General features: G+C 67.0%; 18 protein-coding genes and 1 riboswitch. Of the genes, 10 read left to right on the forward strand and 8 right to left on the reverse strand.

The window, feature by feature from the left end:
- Positions 1-34: 34 nt before the first annotated feature.
- Genes G3545_RS12275 through G3545_RS12295 form a run of 5 tightly spaced genes read left to right on the forward strand, consistent with a single transcriptional unit; the run spans position 35 to position 4484 of the window.
- Positions 35-1669 (forward strand): FAD-binding protein, encoded by a 1635-nt coding sequence (locus G3545_RS12275; protein ID WP_170012932.1) that lies wholly within the window; start codon positions 35-37, stop codon positions 1667-1669.
- Complete coding sequence (locus tag G3545_RS12280; protein WP_170012934.1) at positions 1666-1992, forward strand: ferredoxin family protein; 327 nt, start codon at positions 1666-1668, stop codon at positions 1990-1992. The genes G3545_RS12275 and G3545_RS12280 overlap by 4 nt, the downstream gene beginning before the upstream one ends.
- 21 nt (positions 1993-2013) lie before the next feature.
- Entirely contained in the window at positions 2014-2883 is an 870-nt protein-coding gene (locus G3545_RS12285) for an ABC transporter permease (protein ID WP_170012936.1), read from the forward strand.
- A gap of 9 nt (positions 2884-2892) precedes the next feature.
- Positions 2893-3684 carry an ABC transporter permease gene (locus G3545_RS12290; RefSeq protein ID WP_170012938.1) on the forward strand — a complete coding sequence of 264 codons (792 nt, stop codon included), beginning with the start codon at positions 2893-2895 and terminating at the stop codon, positions 3682-3684.
- Positions 3669-4484, forward strand: a complete 816-nt coding sequence (locus G3545_RS12295; protein ID WP_246702804.1) for an ABC transporter ATP-binding protein — start codon at positions 3669-3671, stop codon at positions 4482-4484. The genes G3545_RS12290 and G3545_RS12295 overlap by 16 nt, the downstream gene beginning before the upstream one ends.
- Before the next feature lie 63 nt (positions 4485-4547).
- Here the strand turns inward: G3545_RS12295 and G3545_RS12300 are convergent, their stop codons facing one another.
- On the reverse strand, positions 4548-5186 hold the full coding sequence (locus tag G3545_RS12300; RefSeq protein ID WP_246702805.1) for a DUF302 domain-containing protein: 639 nt from the start codon (positions 5184-5186) through the stop codon (positions 4548-4550).
- Positions 5187-5302: 116 nt separating this feature from the next.
- Between G3545_RS12300 and G3545_RS12305 the strand changes: the two genes are divergently transcribed.
- Positions 5303-5953 carry a hypothetical protein gene (locus G3545_RS12305; RefSeq protein ID WP_170012940.1) on the forward strand — a complete coding sequence of 217 codons (651 nt, stop codon included), beginning with the start codon at positions 5303-5305 and terminating at the stop codon, positions 5951-5953.
- Positions 5954-6121: 168 nt separating this feature from the next.
- Positions 6122-7474 (forward strand): LLM class flavin-dependent oxidoreductase, encoded by a 1353-nt coding sequence (locus G3545_RS12310; RefSeq protein ID WP_170012942.1) that lies wholly within the window; start codon positions 6122-6124, stop codon positions 7472-7474.
- Between the two features lie 203 nt (positions 7475-7677).
- On the opposite strand, the gene G3545_RS12315 is transcribed toward G3545_RS12310, so the two are convergent.
- Complete coding sequence (locus G3545_RS12315) at positions 7678-8514, reverse strand: universal stress protein (protein WP_170012944.1); 837 nt, start codon at positions 8512-8514, stop codon at positions 7678-7680.
- Between the two features lie 143 nt (positions 8515-8657).
- Between G3545_RS12315 and G3545_RS12320 the strand changes: the two genes are divergently transcribed.
- Both G3545_RS12320 and G3545_RS12325 read left to right on the forward strand, forming a co-directional pair.
- Positions 8658-9410: an ABC transporter permease gene (locus G3545_RS12320; RefSeq protein ID WP_170012946.1), complete on the forward strand. Its 753-nt coding sequence runs from the start codon at positions 8658-8660 to the stop codon at positions 9408-9410.
- 174 nt (positions 9411-9584) lie between these two features.
- Positions 9585-9687, forward strand: a riboswitch (TPP riboswitch).
- Between the two features lie 70 nt (positions 9688-9757).
- The gene (locus G3545_RS12325) at positions 9758-10714 is read left to right on the forward strand and encodes an ABC transporter substrate-binding protein (protein ID WP_170012948.1); all 957 of its coding nucleotides are present in this window, start codon (positions 9758-9760) and stop codon (positions 10712-10714) included.
- Between the two features lie 195 nt (positions 10715-10909).
- On the opposite strand, the gene G3545_RS12330 is transcribed toward G3545_RS12325, so the two are convergent.
- The 6 genes from G3545_RS12330 to phnC all read right to left on the reverse strand — a co-directional run bounded on the left by G3545_RS12330 (position 10910) and on the right by phnC (position 18027).
- Positions 10910-12265: a chloride channel protein gene (locus G3545_RS12330; RefSeq protein ID WP_170012950.1), complete on the reverse strand. Its 1356-nt coding sequence runs from the start codon at positions 12263-12265 to the stop codon at positions 10910-10912.
- Between the two features lie 191 nt (positions 12266-12456).
- On the reverse strand, positions 12457-14211 hold the full coding sequence (locus G3545_RS12335) for an ABC transporter ATP-binding protein/permease (RefSeq protein ID WP_170012952.1): 1755 nt from the start codon (positions 14209-14211) through the stop codon (positions 12457-12459).
- 381 nt (positions 14212-14592) lie between these two features.
- Positions 14593-14826, reverse strand: a complete 234-nt coding sequence (locus tag G3545_RS12340; RefSeq protein WP_170012954.1) for a hypothetical protein — start codon at positions 14824-14826, stop codon at positions 14593-14595.
- A gap of 342 nt (positions 14827-15168) precedes the next feature.
- Positions 15169-15990 carry a phosphonate ABC transporter, permease protein PhnE gene (gene phnE / locus G3545_RS12345; protein WP_170012956.1) on the reverse strand — a complete coding sequence of 274 codons (822 nt, stop codon included), beginning with the start codon at positions 15988-15990 and terminating at the stop codon, positions 15169-15171.
- A gap of 157 nt (positions 15991-16147) precedes the next feature.
- Positions 16148-17164: a phosphonate ABC transporter substrate-binding protein gene (gene phnD / locus G3545_RS12350; protein WP_170012958.1), complete on the reverse strand. Its 1017-nt coding sequence runs from the start codon at positions 17162-17164 to the stop codon at positions 16148-16150.
- A gap of 32 nt (positions 17165-17196) precedes the next feature.
- The gene (phnC, locus tag G3545_RS12355) at positions 17197-18027 is read right to left on the reverse strand and encodes a phosphonate ABC transporter ATP-binding protein (protein ID WP_170012961.1); all 831 of its coding nucleotides are present in this window, start codon (positions 18025-18027) and stop codon (positions 17197-17199) included.
- A gap of 252 nt (positions 18028-18279) precedes the next feature.
- Between phnC and G3545_RS12360 the strand changes: the two genes are divergently transcribed.
- Positions 18280-19716, forward strand: a complete 1437-nt coding sequence (locus G3545_RS12360) for a DUF1254 domain-containing protein (protein ID WP_246702806.1) — start codon at positions 18280-18282, stop codon at positions 19714-19716.
- Positions 19717-19761 lie beyond the last annotated feature (45 nt).

The following is a 19761-nucleotide window of genomic DNA, read 5'->3' on the forward strand; positions in this document are numbered from 1 at the left end:
CCTCAGTCCAAGAGTGGCCAGTCCAAGAGCAGCAATGTCCACCAGGCTTTCCCGCAGCAAGACGGCAGATCGCACCGCGCCGCTGGAGCTCGACACCGAGGTGCTGGTGCTCGGCGGCGGGCCGGCGGGCGCCTGGGCGGCGGTCTCGGCCGCCGAGCTTGGCCGGCGCGTGGTGCTGGTGGACAAGGGCTATTTCGGCACCAGCGGCGCCACCGCGCCGTCCAACACCGGCACCTGGTGCCTGCCGCCGGGCGAGGCGCGTCGCACCGCCGTGGAGCGCCGCGCCGCCCGCACCTTCGGCCTGTCCGACCAGCGCCAGACGCTGCGCGTGCTCGACACCGCGCACGAGACGCTGCGCCAGCTCGGCGCCGCTGGCTACCCCTTCCCGCATGACGAGCGTGGCGAGCTCTACATCGCCAATCTGCGCGGCCCGGACTATATGCGCTTCATGCGCCGCCGGGCGCTGACGCTCGGTGTCACCGTGCTCGATCATCATCCGGCGCTGGAGCTCATCGGCGACAGCGACGGCATTGGCGGCGCCGCGGGGTGGGACCGGCAGAACGGCCGCGCCTGGCAAATTCGTGCCGGCGCCGTGGTCATCGGCACCGGCGGCTGCGCCTTCGGCGAGCGCATGCTGGGCGCCACCGGCCTTACCGGCGACGGCTATCTGATGGCGGCCGAGGCCGGCGCCAGCCTCTCCGGCATGGAATTCTCTAACCAGTATGGCGTCGCCCCGGCGCACTCTTCGCTCAACAAGGGCCTGATCTATCGCTGGGCGAGCTTCTTCGACGCCGACGGCCACGGCATCGACACCGGCGCCGACCGCCATCTCGCGGTGGCGCAGGCGCTGCTCAACGGGCCGGTCTTCGCCAGCCTCGACAAGGCGGAGCCGCAGATCCAGGACTGGCTGCGGCGCGGCCAGCCCAATTGCTTCCTGCCGTTCGACCGCATCGGGCTCGACCCCTTCACCCAGCGCTTCGAGGTGACGCTGCGCAGCGAGGGCACGGTGCGCGGCGTCGGCGGCATCCGCCTCGCCGACGAGAATGGCTGGACCGGCGTGCCCGGCCTGTTCGCCGCCGGCGACGCCGCGAGCCGCGAGGACCTCACCGGCGCCATCTCCGGCGGCGGCGGGCCCAACGCCTCCTGGGCGATCGCCAGCGGGCGCTGGGCGGGGCGCGCCGCTGCCCGCTTTACCGAGGGCGCCGGGCGCCGGCAGGGCCGCCGGCTGCGCCCGCTCGGCACCATCGGGCTCAGGCCTACCGCCAATGCCATCGAGGCAACGGACGGCGCGGCCCTGAGCGCCGATCTCGCGAGGGGGGTGCGCGAGGAGATGCTGCCGATCGACCGCGCCTTCTTCCGCGCGGCCCCCACGCTGGAGCGCTCTCTCCATCGCCTTGACGGGCTGTGGCGCGATGCCCGTGCCGGGCTGGCGGCCGAGGGTCACGCGGCGTTGCGGGCGCGCGAGGCCGGCGCCCTGCTCGCCACCGCGCGCTGGGCGTTGAGCGCCGCGCTGGTGCGCACCGAAAGCCGCGGCATGCACCGGCGCACCGACCATCCCGCGCTCGACCCCGCGCTCACGCTGCGCCTTGGCGTAAGCGGGCTCGACCAGGTGATGGTCGCGCCCGAAATAGCGGGCGAGGCCGACGACCGGCGCGTGGCGGCATCATGATCGAGGTGGTCTCCGATACGCGCTGCATCGCCTGCGATATATGCGTGCGCGCCTGCCCGGCGAACGTGTTTGACGCGGTGCCCGAGGCGGCGCCGGTGATCGCCCGCCAGCAGGACTGCCAGACCTGCTTCCTGTGCGAGATCTATTGCCCGGTGGATGCGCTCTATGTGCATCCGAATGCCGAGCGCCCGACCGGAATCACCGAGCAACACGTCACCGAGCGCGGCCTGTTCGGCTCCTATGCGCGCGGGCTCGGCTGGCGCCGCGGCAAGGCCGCCGGTGCGGACGAAGACCCGACCTTCCAGCTCCGTGCCTTCCTGTGATGGCGATGAGGAGAAATGCCGATGTCCGATCTCGGGATTGAGCGCGCAACCCCGCTCACCGCCGCCTTGGCGCTCGGCGACGACCGCCGGCTGTTGAGCGATGCCGGGCGGCTGCTCGCCCCGCTCTGGCGCCGGGCATCCACCCTCCTGATCGCGCTGCTGCTGCCGGCGGCGCTGGTTGCGGTGTGGTCGCTGGCGGTGCGCTGGGAAGTGCTGGCGCCGCAGATCCTGCCTGCGCCCGGTCTCGTCTGGCAGACGTTGGTCGATCTCGTCGTCTCCGGGCAGTTGTTCTCCGAGCTGGCGGTGAGCCTCGGCCGGGTTGCCGCGGGCGTTGTCGCCGGCGGCCTGCTGGGCCTCGGCTTCGGCATCGCCTTCGGCGTGTCGCCCCGCTTCGAGGCCTATGTCTCGCCCACCGTGCGGGCGATCTTCCTGGTGCCCTCGCTTGGCTGGCTGCCGTTCTTCATGCTGATCTTCGGCATTGGCGAGACGCTGAAGATCGTGCTGATCGCCAAGACCTGCTTCCTGCCGCCGATGGTCAATGCCTTCGACGCCATCCGCGCGCTGCCCGACAAGTATCGCGACGTCGCCCGCGTGCTGGAGCTCGATCACCGCGCCACGCTGCGCTACGTCGTGCTGCCCGCGGTGCTGCCGGCGGTCGCCACCGGCTTTCGCCTCGCGCTGAGCAAGGGCTGGAAGGCGCTGATCCTGGTGGAGATGATCTCTTCGGCCGCCGGCATCGGCTATCTGATGATGTGGGGCCGCAAGTCGTTTCAGCTCGATGTGGTGTTCGCCACCATGGTGGTGATCGGCCTGGTCGGCTGGGCGCTCGACCATGGCCTGTTCAAGCTGCAGCAGCGGGCCACCGGCTGGTCCTTCCACAGCGCCGAGTGAGGGGGAACCATGAAACCCTCAGCGACCGGCCTGTCGCTCTCGCGCTGGCGCGGCTTGGTACTGCCGCTTGCGTTGGTCGGCCTGTGGGCGGCGCTCAGCGCCGGGGGGGCGATCAATAGCCGGCTGCTGGTTCCGCCGGCCCAGGTGGTCACGACGGCCATTGAAGGCTTTTCCGACGGCTCGGTGCCCGGCGCGCTGGCGGCGACGTTGCTGCGCGCGCTCGCCGGCTGGAGCATCGGCGTCGCCGCCGGCCTGCTGGTGGGGATCACGCTCGGCCTCTCCGGCGTCGCCCGGCGGCTCGCCGATCCCACCATCAACAGCGCCCGGCAGATCGCACTGTTCGCCTGGATCCCGCTGCTCAGCGCCTGGTTCGGCAATGGCGAGGTGATGAAGATCACCCTCATCGCCATCGGCGCCTTCTTTCCGATGGCGCTGGCGGCGGAGGCCGGCTGCTACAATGTGCCGGCGCCCTATCGCGAGGTCGGACGCGTGCTCGAACTGGACCGCTGGACCACGCTCACGCGCATCGTGCTGCCGGCGGCGACCCCGGCGCTGCTGTCCGGCCTCGAACTCTCGCTCAATATCGCCTGGCTCGGCACCTTCGGCGCCGAATATCTGATCGGCACCGGCTACATCAACGGCATGGGCGACGGGCTCGGCGCCTATCTCGCCGCCGCCCGCGAATATGCCCGCATGGACAAGGTGATCGTCGGCGTGGTCTCGCTAGCGCTGCTCGGCCTCGCGCTCGACCGCGCCATCGTGCTGCTCTCAAGGAGGATATTGCCGTGGTCGAGGCACTAGAAGCGACACGGCCCGTGCCGGCCGAGAACGCACCGCGCCGCAGCTCGGTCGAGATACGCGGCGTCTCCAAGACCTTCATTGTGGACGGCGGCAAGGTCGAGGCGCTGGCGGATGTTTCGCTCAGCGTGCGGCCCGGTGAGTTCATCAGCCTGGTGGGGCCGAGCGGCTGCGGGAAGTCGACGCTGCTGCGCTTCCTCGCCGGGCTCGATCTGCCTGACAGTGGCAGCATTGCCGTCGACGGCGTGCCGGTCGCCCGGCCGAGCCTGACCCGCGGCATCGTGTTCCAGGACCATCGCCTGCTGCCCTGGCTGAGCGTCACCGACAATATCCTGCTCAGCCTCAACAGCCGTCCGGGCACCGACGCCGAAAAGCGCGAGCGGGTGGCCGAGCTGATCCGCCTGGTCGGCCTCGCCGGCTTCGAGAACGCCCATCCGCATCAGCTCTCCGGCGGCATGTCGCAGCGCGCCGCCATCGCCCGCAGCCTTGCGCCGCGCCCGCGTTTGCTGCTGCTCGACGAGCCGCTCGGCGCGCTGGATTCGCTCACCCGCTCCTATCTGCAGGACGAGTTGCTGCGGCTGTGGGAGCATGAGGGCATCACCGTGGTGATGGTGACCCATGATGTCGAGGAGGCCGTGTTCCTGTCCGACCGCATCGTGGTGATGGATCCCCGGCCCGGCCGGGTGCGGCGGATCTTCGACATTCCGGCCGAGCGCCCGCGCCGACGCGCCGCGCCGGACTTCGTCGCGGTGAAGGAGGAAATCCTCAGTCTGCTGCTGGGAGGGCGCGCGCCCGCCGGCTGACCCCTGCCCGCCACGCAATGCTGGCACACGCCCTTGTGGGTGCTCCGTGTCCAGCAGGACTCGTTACCCGGCAGCATCACGCAAGATAGCTTGCAGGGCGTTGTCGAGATACCGACCCACCTCCGTTACGCGCTCATCGCCATACTGGCCAAAGAAGGACGACGGCTTGTCGTATTCAAATATTCCCCTGCCGTTCTCATCCTCGAACAGAACCACTCGGAGCGGCGCATAGAGAGCGGCGGGGAGTTGATAGCGAGTCATCTTTGAGGCGGTCAGGGGATTCCCGATTTCATACTGGATTGCGTTACGCTTGCCGCCCGCAATCTGGAGCAAGGCGCCATGATCGCGTTCAAGGAAGATCGACAGTTTCGGTCCCTTCTCTTCGTACTCCTGCGCAGCTCTCTGGTCACCGCTGCGCAGGACCTCGGAGATACTTGCATCGAGCTTAGGCACCGCTGCCTCAAGCTTTCGGCGAACCTCTGCGAACGGCCGCACCGACGAAATTCGAATGTGCTCAACCGCGATTGTGTGTGATGAGACGGAAGCTTCGGCCATTTCGTAGGTGCTCTCGGAGGCCGACTCTAAGGGCGGCCGGTCGCTGTGGATCTGCGGATTCGACTGCGCGTTCGCATATGTGGCTGCCGTGAGGAGACCTCCCGCGGCGCTCGCTGCCAGCAACCGGCGGCGTGAAATGATATTCATGTCTTGCTCCAGTAGTTCAGCATGCCTTGACGGCACATGAAGGAGCCGCATATCGACTTCAAGGTCGGAGAGTCCATTATACGTTGGCGCGTCAGATATACTTTGGGATTATTTACTTGATCGACAATCGGCTGATCATGGACGGCACGAGTTGGTCTGGAGCGTGTTTTCTCGAACACCCCGACGCACCGGAGCGTGGAAAGCTCGCGCCGCTTGGCGATCGAGATGCGGTAGCCGGCCGTCGCCGGCTTGATTGCGGGAGGCTACAACGGCCGATGCTCTCCCGTATCCTCCGCCTTCCCCTCGAGATCATCGTCACAGTCTTCATCCTGCTGGATGAAGCCGCCCGGCCGATTTACATGCCCCTTGTCCGCACAGTGGCCAGGTGGCGGCTGACCAGGGCATTCGAGAACTGGGTTGCGGAGCGCCATCGTTTTACGATTCTCACGCTACTGGCCGTCCCGTTCGCCATTGTCGAGCCCCTCAAGGTGATCGCCTTGCTGTGGATCGGACGAGGCTCGGTCTCGCTCGGGATCATTACGCTCGCGCTGGCACATCTGGTAAGCTTCATCATCGTCGAGCGCATCTACAGTGCAGGTCGGGAGAAGCTCCTCACGATCGGCTGGCTTGCCTACGTCATGAGCCTTGTGGCCGCCGTCCGGAAGTTCCTCTTGGAATGGATAAAGTCCGCAGCTTTCTGGCGGGCCGCGGGCAGGCTGCGGGCGGAAATCGCGGCGTCGTTCCGCTCGCGGGAAAGGAAACCCTAACCCGCACCCCGAAAGCGGCCTCCTGACCCCTGCCCGCAGCGCAATACTGGCACACGCCGTTGTGGGTGGACGGCACGCTCCGGCTGCGCTCGGCTAGCCGCAACGCAAGACACCATCCCGGCCCGCGCCGCCCCAAGCGTGCGCCACTCGGAGATCGAGGACCACCTCATGGCCAGCAGCAAGCAACTGCATCTCGGCGCCTTCATGCGCCCGGTGAGCATCCATACCGGCGCCTGGCGCTATCCCGGCGCCTGGCCCGACGCCAATTTCAATCTCAAGCACCTCACCCGCCTTGCGCAGACGCTCGAGCGCGGCAAGTTCGACGCCTTCTTCATGGCGGACCACCTCGCGGTGCTGAACATGCCGGTGGAGGCGCTGAAGCGCAGCCACACCGTGACCTCGTTCGAGCCGTTCACGCTGCTCTCCGCGCTCGCCGGGGCGACACAGCGCATCGGGCTGGTCGCCACCGCCTCGACCACGTTCGACGAGCCCTACCATGTCGCCCGCCGCTTCGCCTCGCTGGACCATATCAGCGATGGCCGGGCGGGCTGGAACATCGTGACGACGTCGAACCCCGACGCGGCGCTCAATTTCGGGCTCGAAGACCATATGGAGCATGACGAACGCTATGTCCGCGCCCGCGAATTCTATGATGTGGTGACCGGGCTGTGGGACAGCTTCGCCGACGACGCCTTCAGCCGCGACGTTGCGAGCGGGCTCTATTTCGACCCCGAGCGGCTGCATGCGCTCGCCCATAAGGGCAAGTATTTCTCGGTGCGCGGCCCGCTCAACATCGCCCGGCCGGTGCAGGGCTGGCCGGTGATCGTGCAGGCCGGCGCCTCGGAAGCCGGGCGCCAGCTCGCCGCCGAGACCGCGGAGGCGATCTTCGCCGCAGCGCCGAACCTCGCCGCCGGCAAGGCCTTCTACGCCGATATGAAGGGCCGGCTCGACAAGCTCGGTCGCCCGCGCGACCACCTCAAGATCCTGCCCGGCGCCTTCGTCGTGGTCGGCGACAGTGTCGAGGAGGCCCGCGCCAAGCGCGCCAGGCTCGACAGCCTGGTGCATTATGACAGCGCCATCGCCTCGCTCTCCATCGCGCTCGGCCATGATGCCTCCGGCTTCGATCCGGACGGGCCGCTGCCCGACATCCCCGAGACCAATGCCAGCCGCAGCGCCCGCGAGCGGGTGATCGACCTCGCCCAGCGTGAGCATCTCACCGTGCGCCAGCTCGCCCAGCGGCTTGGCGGCTATTCCGGCCTCGCCTTCGTCGGCACCCCCGCCACCATCGCCGACCAGATGGAGGAATGGCTGATGAGCGAGGGCAGCGACGGCTTCAACGTGATGTTCCCGTATCTGCCCGGCGGCCTCGACGACTTCGTCGACAAGGTGGTGCCGGAACTGCAACGCCGCGGCCTGTTCCGCCGCGAGTATGAGGGCACCACGCTGCGCGAGCATCTCGGCCTGCCGCGGCCGGAGAACCGGTTCTTCACCGACAGTGGAAAGATGGCGCAGGGTGCATGAGGGGTGCCCCGCGCCTGTCCCGAGAATCCAAGCGCTGGAGCAAGTTTGACCGATAATTCGACTTATCCGTTGAAGGGGCTGCCTTTCCACCCTCATCCCGGGCTTGACCCGGGGATCCAGACTTCGACCAGGTGCACGCGGATGGACTGGATCCCCGGATCAAGTCCGGGGATGAGGGCCAACTGGAGCTTTCGGCCAGGTTCTCAGTGCGCCATCAGCACCGGCACCGTCATGCGATCGAGCACGTCGCGGGTGACGCCGCCAAGCACGAATTCGCGCAGCCGCGAATGGCCGTAGCCGCCCATCACCACCAGGTCGATATCGCGCGCCGCCACTTCCTTCAGCAGCACGTCGACCACGCGCTCGCCGGCGGCGGCCTCCAGGCGGCGCAGCTCCACCGACTTGCCGATCCGCGCCAGGTGCTCGGCGATGTCGGCACCGTCGAGGTCCCGCGCCTTGCCGCGTGCGGTCTTGACGATCACCGCCTCGACGAGATCGGCCTTCGCGAGCAGCGGGCGCGCCTCGGAGACCGCCCGCGCGGCGGTACGGCTACCGTCCCAGGCGACGAGGATACGCCGCGCCGAGAATGGCTTCTGCTGGTGGAGCGGCACCAGCAGCAGCGCCCGGCCGGAATCGAACAGCACCGCCTCGGCCACGATCTCGTCCGAGCCCATGCGGTCCGGATCGGGCTGGCTGACCACGGTGAGATCATACAGCCGCGCCATGACGCCGATCTGCTCGGCAATGCCGCCAATGGTGCCGTCCAGGGTCTCGACATCGACGGTCAAGGCCAGCGAGCGGGCGGCTTCCTGGAAACGGTCGATGGCCTGGGCGGCGAGCCGGCGTGCCTCGAGGCGCTGGGTCTCGATGAAATCGGTCGAGAAGGCTTCGGTATAGATCTGGGGGACGTCGATCTCGAAGCTGCCGGCGACGCCGGTGAGGTGCGCATCAAGCGCCGCCGCCAGCGACACCGCATAGTCCGACGCACTGTCGACGTCATCGTCGCCGACCTTCAGATGCACGAGAATGTCCTTGAACATGCCGTCCTCCATCGCTGCCGAACCTGCCGCTTGCGATACGACTTTACACTGGTAACTTGTGCCTGCCTTGATCGGGGTCAAGGCCGCCGGTCGCGCCACGGCTGAGGGACGGCTATAAGTCGTCGAAACCGCGCGAAAGTACCATGGCCCACCTCGTCCGCCCGCTCCTCACCGCCCTCGTTTTGCTCGGCCTGTGGGAAGCCGCGGTGCGGGTGATGGGCGTGCCGGCCTATATCCTGCCCGGCCCCATTCGCATCGGCGCCGCGCTGTGGGACAACCGCACGATACTGGTGGAGAACGCCGCCATCACGCTGGGGGAGATGCTGCTCGGGCTGCTGTGCGGCGCCGCGCTCGGCATTGGCTGCGCGCTCTTGATGGCGGCCTCGCCGACCGCGCGGCGGGCGCTCAGGCCAGTGCTGCTAGTGGCGCAGGCGCTGCCGGTGTTCGCCATCGCCCCGCTGCTGGTGATCTGGTTCGGCTTCGGCCTCGCCTCGAAGATCGTGATGGCGAGCCTGATCATCTTCTTTCCCGTCGCCTCGGCCTTCCATGACGGGCTGGCGCGCGTCGACCAGGGGCTGGTCGACCTCGCCCGGCTCTATGGCGCCGGCACTACGGCCAGCCTCCGTTATATCCGCATCCCCGCCGGCCTGCCGGCGCTGGCCTCGGGCCTGCGGGTCGCCACCGCGGTGTCGCCGATCGGCGCCGTGGTCGGCGAATGGGTCGGCTCCTCCGCCGGGCTCGGCTATCTCATGCTCTATTCGAACGCGCGGATGCAGACCGACATGGTGTTCGCCGCACTCGCCATCCTGCTCACCGTGGCGCTGGTGCTGTTCGCCTGCGTGGACCGGGCGCTGACCCGGCTGGTGCCCTGGGCGCCGGAGACGCTGGGGCGGTAGGGGTTCCTCGGCTTGAACATCCTTCGAGGCCGCCTGCGGCGGCACCTCAGGATGAGGTCGCATTTTAAAGAACTACCTCATCCTGAGGTGCCCGGCGAAGCCGGGCCTCGAAGGATGCTCAAGCCGAGCGCCGCCCCTCGCGGTTGCCGCTCCATGACGCCTCTGTTACGGTCCGACCCGTCCGAGGGGTGTCTCGCAAGAGGCTGAGATGGCGTGAGCCAGACCCTTTGAACCTGATCCGGGTCATGCCGGCGAAGGGACGGAGCCAAGGCCGGGGCGCGTTGCGTCCGCGGCCGGAAGATCCCCCAAAAGCTCGTGTCTCGGGTCTCCACATCAGGAGGAGATCCATGCTGAAGAACCTTATCCCGGCGAAGATCCTGGCCGCCGCCGGCCTTGCACTCGCGGTCTCGCTGTCGCCGGCCGCGGCCGCCGAAAAGCTCACCGTGCTGCTCGACTGGTACGTCAATCCCGACCACGCCCCGCTGATCATCGCCAAGGAGAAGGGCTTTTTCGACGCCCACGGGCTCGATGTGACGCTGGTAGCGCCGGCCGATCCTGCCGCGCCGCCGCGCCTCGTCGCCGCCAAGCAGGCGGAGATCGCGGTCGGCTACCAGCCGAACCTCTATCTCTCGGTGAAGGAGGGCCTGCCGCTGGTGCGCTTCGGCACGCTGGTCTCCACCCCGCTCACCGCGCTGGTGGCGCTGAAGGACGGGCCGATCAAGAAGATCGCCGACCTCAAGGGCAAGACCGTTGGCTATTCGGTGGCCGGGCTGGAGGATGCGCTGCTCGGCGCCATGCTGACCGACGCCGGGCTGAAGCCCACGGATGTCACGATGGTGAACGTCAATTTCGCGCTCTCCCCGGCGCTCGTCGCCGGCAAGGTCGATGCGGTGATCGGCGCCTATCGCAATTTCGAACTCACCCAGATCAGGCTGGAGGGCAAGGAAGGCACCGCCTTCTTCCCGGAAGAGCATGGCGTGCCGGTGTTCGACGAGCTGATCTACATCACCCACAAGGATCTCATCGCCGACCCGCGACTGAAGAAGTTCCTCGCTGCGGTGGAGGACGCCACCATCTTCATCCTCAACCATCCGGACGAGGCGTGGGGCGTGTTCGTGAAGGCGAACCCGAAGCTCGACGACGAATTGAACAAGACCGCCTGGGCCGACACGCTGCGCCGCTTCGCCCATGCCCCGGCAGCGCTGGACAGCGAGCGCTATGAGCGGTTCGGCGAGTTCATGAAGGCCCATGGGCTGATCGACAAGGTCGAGCCGGTGGAGACCTACGCTCCGAAGCTGCCCTGATCGATGTCGTCGTCCCGGACGGCCCAGAGCATGTTCCGCAAAAGTTGGAAGACTTTTGCGATTCAGAACATGCTCCGGCCAGTGCACGAGAGCACTAGCTCATCGCTCGGATGGTTCCATCCGAGCGGCTAGGGCTCGCGGCCGATCCGGGATCGCGCGCCGAAAGAGGCGCACCTTCGTCACGCGATCCCGGCTCTACGGCTTCGCCTCCGGCCGGGATGACGACTCTTCTTTCGCGTCAAAGCCATAAGACAGCGCGTGATAGAGCGGCTCCGGCGTGATCAGCCGCGACAGGCCGGCGGCGAGCAGCGTCACCGCCATCAGTGGCACCGTCATGCCGGCATCGTCGGTCATCTCCAGCACGATGATGAAGGCGGTGAGCGGGGCCTGCACCACCGCGGCGAAATAGGCGGCCATGCCGAGCAGCGCCACCGCGCCGATATCGACGCCCGGCAAGAGCTGGGCGAGATTGGTGCCGAGGCTGGCGCCGATCGACAGCGAGGGTGAGAACAGCCCGCCGGGTATGCCGCTCGCCGAGGACAGCACCGTCGCCGCCAGCTTGGCCGGGGCGTACCACCAGGGCTGGTCGGCACCACCCTGGAGCAGCAGCTTGGCTTCGGCATAGGCGCTGCCGCCGGCAAAGCCGCCGGTCGCAATGGCGAGCACCGCGACGATCAGCCCGCACACCGCGCCGGTGAGCAAAGGGCGGGCGCGCATCCATTTGAGCCAGCGCAGCGGCGCCATGGAGAGGAACACCAGCAGCCGCGAGAACACCGCCCCCATCGCCCCGCCGATGAGCGCGCACAGCACGACGGCGATCCACAGGCTCCAGCCTTTGGCGCTGCTGCTGACGACGCCGAAATAATCATAATTGCCGACCAGCAGCAGCGTGGTGATGCCGGAGATCACCACGCAGGCAACGACCAGGCTGGAGAGCCGCCGATCATAGGAGTGCGCCATCTCCTCGATGGCAAACAGCACGCCGGCAAGCGGCGCATTGAACGCGCCGGCGATACCCGCGGCCGAACCGGCAAGGATCAGCCCCGGTTGGCGGCCGATGCCGGCGTAGGAGCCGACCATGAACATGATGCAGGCGCCGATCTGCACGGTGGGCCCCTCGCGGCCGATCGAGGCGCCGGCGGCGAGCGCCAGCGTGGTCATCACCACCTTGGCGATTGTGACGTTCGGGGCGAGCAGCTTACGGGCCAGCGTGCCGTCCTGGTGGCGCCGCGCGGCGATAGCCTGCGGAATGCCGCTGCCCTGCGCGCCATCGAACCAGCGCTTCGTCGCATAGGCGAACAGCGCGAAGGTGGCGGGTGTGATGAGGAGCAGCGCGTAGGCGTTCCAGGCGAACAGGCGGTGGTAATAATCCTGCGCGGCATCGGCGACATAGGCGAAGCCGATCGAGACCAGCCCGACCGCCACCGCGCCGAGCAGGAACACCCCGCGGCGGCGCCACAAAAGCGGCGAAGACCAGAGGATACGGGCGCGCTCTATGTCCGCCCGCCATGGCAGCCCGCCACCGAGCCGCACTCCGTTGCCGTCCGCCATCGCTTCCCCCGTGCGCCTATGGCTGGATCGCACGGGACGGGCGAGCGGGCAATGTGTGGGCGTCGCTGATGCGAGCATCCTTCGAGGCTCCGCTGCGCGGAGCGCCTCAGGATGAGGTCGCTTTTTAGATGGACCTCATCCTGAGGTGCCCGGCAAAGCCGGGCCTCGAAGGATGCTGCAACAGGACGCCGCTACGCCGGCACCGGCTCCGCGCCGGTACCCGAGCCCTCCAGTCGCGCTGGCCCGTCCTCGCTGCGCTCCAGCACGATCTGCCGGTCGTGCAGCGGGCGCAGGCTGGCGCGGTGGCCGATGGAGAGGATCGCGGTCTGCGGCAGGCGGTGGCGCAGCACGCCATAGAGCGCGGTTTCGCCCGGCTCGTCGAGGTTCGAGGTCGCCTCGTCCAGCAGCAGCACGTCGGGCTTCGCCAGAATGGCGCGCGCGATGGCAAGCCGCTGCTGTTCGCCGCCCGACAGGATCGATGGCCACAGGCCGGTCTCGTCGAGCCGCCCGGCGAGATCGGCAAGGCCCACTGCCTCCAATGCCTCGCGCAGCGTCTCGTCGGAATAGTTGATCATCGCCTCGGGATAGGCGAGTGCACCGCGCAGGCTGCCGACCGGGAGGTATGGCCGCTGCGGCAATGTCAGCATGCTGGCGCCGGGCGCCAGCGCCACTTCGCCATGGCCATAGGGCCAGATGCCGGAGAGCGCGCGCAGCAGCGTCGACTTGCCGGTGCCGGAGGCCCCTGTCATCAGCACCGCTTCGCCCGCGGCGACACGCAGGCCCGCGACCTCCACCAAAGCGCGCCCGTCGGGCAGCCGCACCTCGACATCGTTCGCCGCGAAGGCCGCGCCGTGCCCGGCCGGTACGCGGCGGAAGGCGGTGGCGAGGGTCTCCGCCTGGGTCACCTCGACCGACTTCTCGAAGCCGGTAAGACGGTCAACCACCGACTTCCATTCGGCGAGCGTCTGGTAGGCATTGATGAAGAAGGAGAAGGAGCCCTGCACCCGGTCGAAGGCCGAGGCGGTCTGCATCAATTGGCCGAGTTGGATATTGCCGGTGAAGAAGGCCGGCGCCACCACGATATAGGGGAAGATGGTGGAGGCCTGACCATAGCCGGCGGTGAACCAGGTCAGCCGCTTCTGGGCGATCATGATGCCCCAGTAATTGTGGATGATATAGCCGAACCGATCGAGCAAGCGGGTGCGCTCGACCGGCTCGCCCTCCATCAATGCGATCTGCTCGCCGTTCTCGCGCACGCGCACTAGGTCGACACGGTAGTTCGCCTCGAAGCGCTGCTGGTCGTAATTCAGCTTCACCAGCACGTGGCCGATCAGGTGCGTCAGCCAGGTGCCGAGCGCGGCATAGGCGAAGGCGGCCCAGACCAGATAGCCGGGAATGGCGATCTCGCTGCCGAACAGGTTAAAGCGAAAATCGCCCGACAGTCCCCACAGGATCACCGCGAAGGAGGCCAGCGTCGTCACCGCATTGAGGATGCCGATGAAGATCGAGACCGTCTGCGAGATGTAATTGTTGATGTCCTCGGCGATGCGCTGGTCCGGGTTGTCGGCGACATCGCCCTTCAGCCGCATGCGGTAATGGGTCTGGCCGTCGAGCCAGGCCTGCAAATACTTGTCCGTCATCCAGGTGCGCCAGCGTATCTGCAGCCATTGCCGCAGATAGATCTGGTAGACGGCGACGATGATGGCGCCGGTGGCATAGGCTGTGAACAGCCAGAGCTGATATTTGAACGCGTCGTAATTCTTGTCTTGCAGCGAATTATAGAACGCGTTGTTCCACTCGTTCAGGAGAACGGTGACGTACACCCAGGCGAATTCAAGTGCGACGACGGCGGCGAGCAATATGCGCCCGGCCCAGCGATCCTCGCCGACGAAATAGGGAATGGAGAGCCGCCAGACATCGGCGAGCAGGATCTTGATGGATTGCACGGGATTCTCTCCGGTCTCCGGCCCTGGGGTGCCTGCGCGTGCAGGCGCAATCCCTTGAGCTTAACCGATGCAATCGCGGCGGGAGGATGGCCGGCAAATTAAGCTTTGGAGAGGTTTCGGGAAGGGAGGCGGGGGTGCTCTGCTTCAGCATCCTTCGAGGCTCGCTGCGCTCGCACCTCAGGATGACGTGGTTCTTTTAAACGCGACGTCATCCCTAGCAGTTGGCCCATGGCCAACTGCGGGGGTGCCCGGCAAGGCCGGGCCTCGAAGGATGTTGAAGCAGAGCACCGCCGCCGCCAAAGAAAAAGGGCGCGGGTCCTGCGACCCGCGCCCTTACCGGCGAATGCTCCGGGGGGATAGGCATTCGGCCGGGATAACAGCTCAGTGCGTGTTGTGGCCCTTGACGGTGGCTGGCTTGTGCGGAGTGGCGACCGCGGCGTTCCGGCCCTCGGTCACCGGCTCACCGGCCATCTTGCGCTGCATCACGGCAGGCGGGGGGACAGTGTGTAAGGTATCCGACCAATCTTTGATCTGCCAATCGTCACGATGGGCATCGGCGGTGGCTGCAAAACCGAAACTGGCCAGCACAATGCCGGCCACGAGAAGCTTCTTCATGTCACTCTCCATCCGGGATGGGCGCGCCGCTTGATCGGCCGGTGTCCGGACGGAATTGCCCGAATGACGGCTGACCAACCCCGAAGCGCTGGAACTTGCCAGCGGCACCCTCTCGGGCGCCGGGCAACCCAGGCGGCACGTCGTTCGACGGAGAAACGTTAGATCGCAAACGATATAATCGCACGCGGATATGCTGCACTGCAGCTATTCCCCCATTGCAGTGAACATATCCGTGAGGGAATCTGGCACGGCTGCGGGGCGTCGCCAGTTAGGATGGTCGGCTTGCGAAAGGGCGCGCAGGCGAATCCCGGCGAAGCGTCGGCACTGGTACGGAAAACGCTGTCAGATGAACCGCTTGCGGACGTTCTGGCTCACCACGTCAAGCACCGACACCGTGACGATGACCATGATGAGGATGGCGGAGGCCTGGGAGTAGTTGAAGCCGCGCATGGTCTCGTTGAAGGTCATGCCGATGCCGCCGCCGCCGACGATGCCGAGCACGGTCGCCGAGCGCACGTTCGATTCGAAACGGTAGAGCGCGTAGGAGATCCACAGCGGCAGCACTTGCGGCAGCACGCCATAGACCACTTCCTGCAGCCAGCTGCCACCGGTGCCGCGAATGCCCTCGACCGGCGCGGGGTCAATGGCCTCCACCGCCTCCGAGAACAGCTTGGCGATGATGCCGGTGGTGTGCACCCACAGCGCCAGCACGCCGGCGAACGGGCCGAGGCCGACCGCGGCGATGAAGATCAGCGCGAAGACAAGTTCATTGATGGCGCGGCAGGCGTCCATCAGCCGGCGTACCGGGAAGGCCACCCAGCGCGGCACCACGTTGTCGGCGCACAGAATGCCGAAGGGGATGCCGACGATGACTGCGAGCAGCGTGCCCCACACCGCGATCGCCAGCGTCTCCACCATATTGACGGCGTAGAGTTCCCAGTCCGAGAAGTCCGGTCGCATGAAGTCGGCGCCGAGCGTCGCCATGTTGGCGGAATCGCGCCACAGCTGGGCCGGGTTCATCTCCGCCTCGTACCAGCAATAGACCAGCACGACGATGGCGACGGCGCCGCCGACGAGCTGGATCAGCCGGGTGCCGAGCGGCGTCACCGGCGGCGCCGGGGTCGCGAGCGCGGCAGAACGATGGGCGGCGTCGGAGAGGAGCATTTGCAACTTCATCCCGTCAGGTCGTCATCCCGGCCGCAGAGAAGCGAAGAGCCGGGATCGCTCTCCATTCTGCACGCGATCCCGGATCGGCCTTGCGGCCGTCCGGGATGACGTCTTTTTGGAACCCGAGCCGGCGCAGGCCGGCCCGAGAAGCCAATCACATGGTCGGGGTCTTCTTCGCCTGGGCTTCGAGGTCGGCGAGCTGGGCGTCGATGTCCTTCAGCTTCTTGGCCTTGTCCTCGGCCGAGAGCTTGTCGTCGTTCTGGGTCTTGATCTTGACCTTGAACAGCTCGAGCTGGCGGATCGGGATCAGCTGAGCGTTGGAGGAGGCGGCGAACAGGCCCCAGCCGTCGGAGGTCTTGGCGAGGACTTCACGCGCATGCGCCACTTCCTCGTCGGTGCCGAGGCGGCCATAGGTCATGAAGAAGGTGTAGATCTTGGCCTTCAGGTCGGCGGGGAGATCCTTGCGCCACACCAGCGGGTCGCCGGCGATCAGCGGGGAGCGCCACACTTCCTTGATCTTCTTGGCTTCTTCCGGACGGGTCTGCTGCAGGCGGGTCATGTTCTCGGTGTTGTTGGTCGCGAAGTCGACCTGCTTGTTGGCGACCGCGAGCAGATTGCCCTCATGGTTGCCGGTGACGACGCGCTTGTAGCACTTGTTCGGATCGACATTGTTCAGGGCGAACACATAATAGCTCGGCACCAGGAAGCCCGAGGTGGAGTTCGGGTCGCCATTGCCGAAATTATAGCCCTTCGTGCAGTCGAGCACGTCCTTCAGATTGTTGATGTCGCTGCGATCGGCATTGGTGACGATCAGCGCGTAGTAGCCGCGCGAGCCATCGGGCTTCGCGGTCTGCACGAACACTTCGCCATCGGCGCGATCAACCGCTTCCATGGCCGACTTGTTGCCGAACCAGCCGATATCGACCTTCTTGAAGCGCATGCCTTCGATGACGCCGGCATAGTCGCCGACGAAGAACGGCTTCACCGGGATGCCGATCGCCTTTTCGAGATCCTTCAGCAGGGGCTCGAAGCTCTTGGCGAGGTTGGCCGAGGATTCGGTGGAGATGAAGCCGAAATTCAGCTGCTTGATCTCTTCGGCGGCGCGGGCGGGCGCTGCCAGCGGGGCCGCGAGGGCAGCCAGCGCAAGGCCGGCGGCGAGAAGGCGCTTCATGATCGTCGCTCCTGTTCCAGGACGAGTGGTGTTCACGAGACGTGCGCCGGCTCGCGGGCGGGGATTTCGCCCGACACCGCGAACTGGCTGGGAAGAATGAGTTCCTCGGCGCTGGCGCCGTAGAGTTCGGTGAGGAAGGCCGCGTCGATGCGGCTGGCCGGCCCGTCGAACACGACGCGCCCGGCATTCATCGCGACCACGCGGTCGAAATAGGCGGTGGCGTAATCCACCTGGTGCAGCGAGACGACCAGCGCGATGCCATGGTCGCGGCTCATCGTCACCAGCGTGTCCATCACCCGCTTGGCCGACTTCGGATCGAGCGAGGCGATGGGCTCATCGGCCAGCACCAGCTTGGCGCCCTGCACCAGGGCGCGGGCGATGGCGACGCGTTGCTGCTGGCCGCCGGAAAGCTCGCGGGCCTTCTTGCCCGCGTGCGCCTGGATGCCGACCTCGGCGAGCGCGGCAAGCGCAGTGCGGCGCTCATCATCGTTCCAGAAGCCGAACGTGCCGCGGAAAGCGTTGACGCGGCCGAGCGCACCGACCAGCACATTGGTCATCACGCTGAGCCGGCCAACCAGGGCGAATTGCTGGAACACCAGGCCGATATGGCGGCGGGCGCGGCGCACCTCGCGCGACAGCCGCCCGCTATCCTGCACCCCCACGCCGAAGGAGGTGACCTTGCCCGAGCCCTTGTCGGCCAGCGCGAGACCGGAGGCGATGCGGATGAGAGTGGACTTGCCGGAGCCGGAAGCGCCGATCAGCGCCACGCGCTCGCCCTCCCCGATCGAGAGCGAGACATTGTCCACGGCACGCATGGCGCCGTAGGTCTTGCTCACGCGGTCGAGTTCGAGCGCAGCCGCCATGCAGGGGTTCCTCGCCAGCCTCGTTAAGACCGGATCGGCGTAGCGGGCGCGGATGACAGCTGGATGAACATTCCGCTACGGAAATATGACAACCCAGGGGCGTCATGTTCGCGCTGCAATTGCAGCCGCGGATTCGATGGAGCGGTGCGATGAAGGAGATTAAGGTTCGCCCGGCGCCCGCCTGAGGCAGCAGACCAGGGCAGTCCCGCGCTGGTGGACGTGCCGTACCGACGGGCGTGCAGGGAGGGCGGAATGAATTTTTATCCTATGCGGGCAACCGCGGCGATCGCCGCCGCGGTCATGGTCAGCCTTGCCGGTCCGCCGGCACATGCACAGTCCGCATCCGAGGGGCCGGATGTCGCGACATTGGCGCGCGATGCCTATGTCTATTTCTACCCCATGGTCACCATGGACCTGACGCGCAAGCAGCTCATCAATTCGCCGCCGGGCACCGGCATAGGCGGGCCGATGAACTCCTTCGTCAATATCCCCGCCTTCCCGGCGGCGGATATGCGAGCCGTGGTGCGGCCGAACTTCGACACGCTCTATTCCTCCGGCTGGCTCGACTTGACCAGGGAGCCGATGGTGGTCTCCGCGCCGGACACCGGCGGGCGCTATTATCTGCTGCCGATGCTCGACATGTGGAGCGACGTATTCGCCTCGCCGGGCTGGCGCACCACCGGGACCAAGGCCGGCAATTTCCTCGTGACCCCGCCGGGCTGGACCGGCACGGTGCCGGACGGCGTGACCCGCATCGGCGCGACCACGCCCTATGTCTGGATCATCGGCCGCACCAAGACCGACGGTCCTCCGGACTATGACGCCGTGCACAAGGTGCAGGCCGGCTACACGATCACCCCACTCTCCGCATGGGGCAAGGGCGCGCCGCCCAAGGTGGAGCAGAAGATCGACCCGAGCGTCGACATCAAGACACCGCCCAAGACCCAGGCCGACACCATGGCGGGAGCGGCCTACTTCGCTTACGCGGCCGAGCTCCTGAAGCTGCATCCGCCGCATGCCACCGACCAGCCGATCATCGCGCAGATGAAGCAGCTCGGCATCGAGCCGGGCAAGAGCTTCGATGCCTCCAGGCTCGACCCGCAGGTGAAGAAGGCGATCGACGCCGCGCCCGCCGCCGGGCAGCGACTGATGGCCTGGAAGGTGCCGACGCTCGCCCGCGTCGCCAATTACTGGTCGATGAACACCGACACCATGGGCGTGTACGGCAATTACTATCTCAAGCGGGCCATCGTGGCGCAGCTCGGGCTCGGGGCGAACCTGCCGGAGGATGCCATCTATCCGCTGAACCTCGCCGATGCCGACGGCAAGCCGCTCGACGGCGCCAACCAGTACACGCTCACCTTCCCGCCCGGCCGCACGCCGCCGGTCAACGCCTTCTGGTCGGTGACGCTCTATGACAATGAGGGCTTCCAGGTGGCGAACCCGCTGAACCGTTTCGCGGTGAGCAGCTGGATGCCCTTTGTCACCGACGCCGACGGCACGCTGACGCTGTATTTCCAGAATGAGAGCCCGGGCAAGGACAAGGAAGCCAATTGGCTGCCGGCGCCGAAGGGGCCGTTCAACCTGACCATGCGGCTCTATGCGCCGAAACCCGACGCATTGACCGGGCAATGGGACCCGCCGACGATCCAGCGCGTGCAAGTACTGCCGGGACTGGCAGTGCAGTGAAGCGCGAACGCGCGCGGTGAACGGGGCGGCGGCCTGCGGGCCGCT

This window comes from Starkeya sp. ORNL1 (assembly GCF_012971745.1).
Classification (GTDB): domain Bacteria; phylum Pseudomonadota; class Alphaproteobacteria; order Rhizobiales; family Xanthobacteraceae; genus Ancylobacter.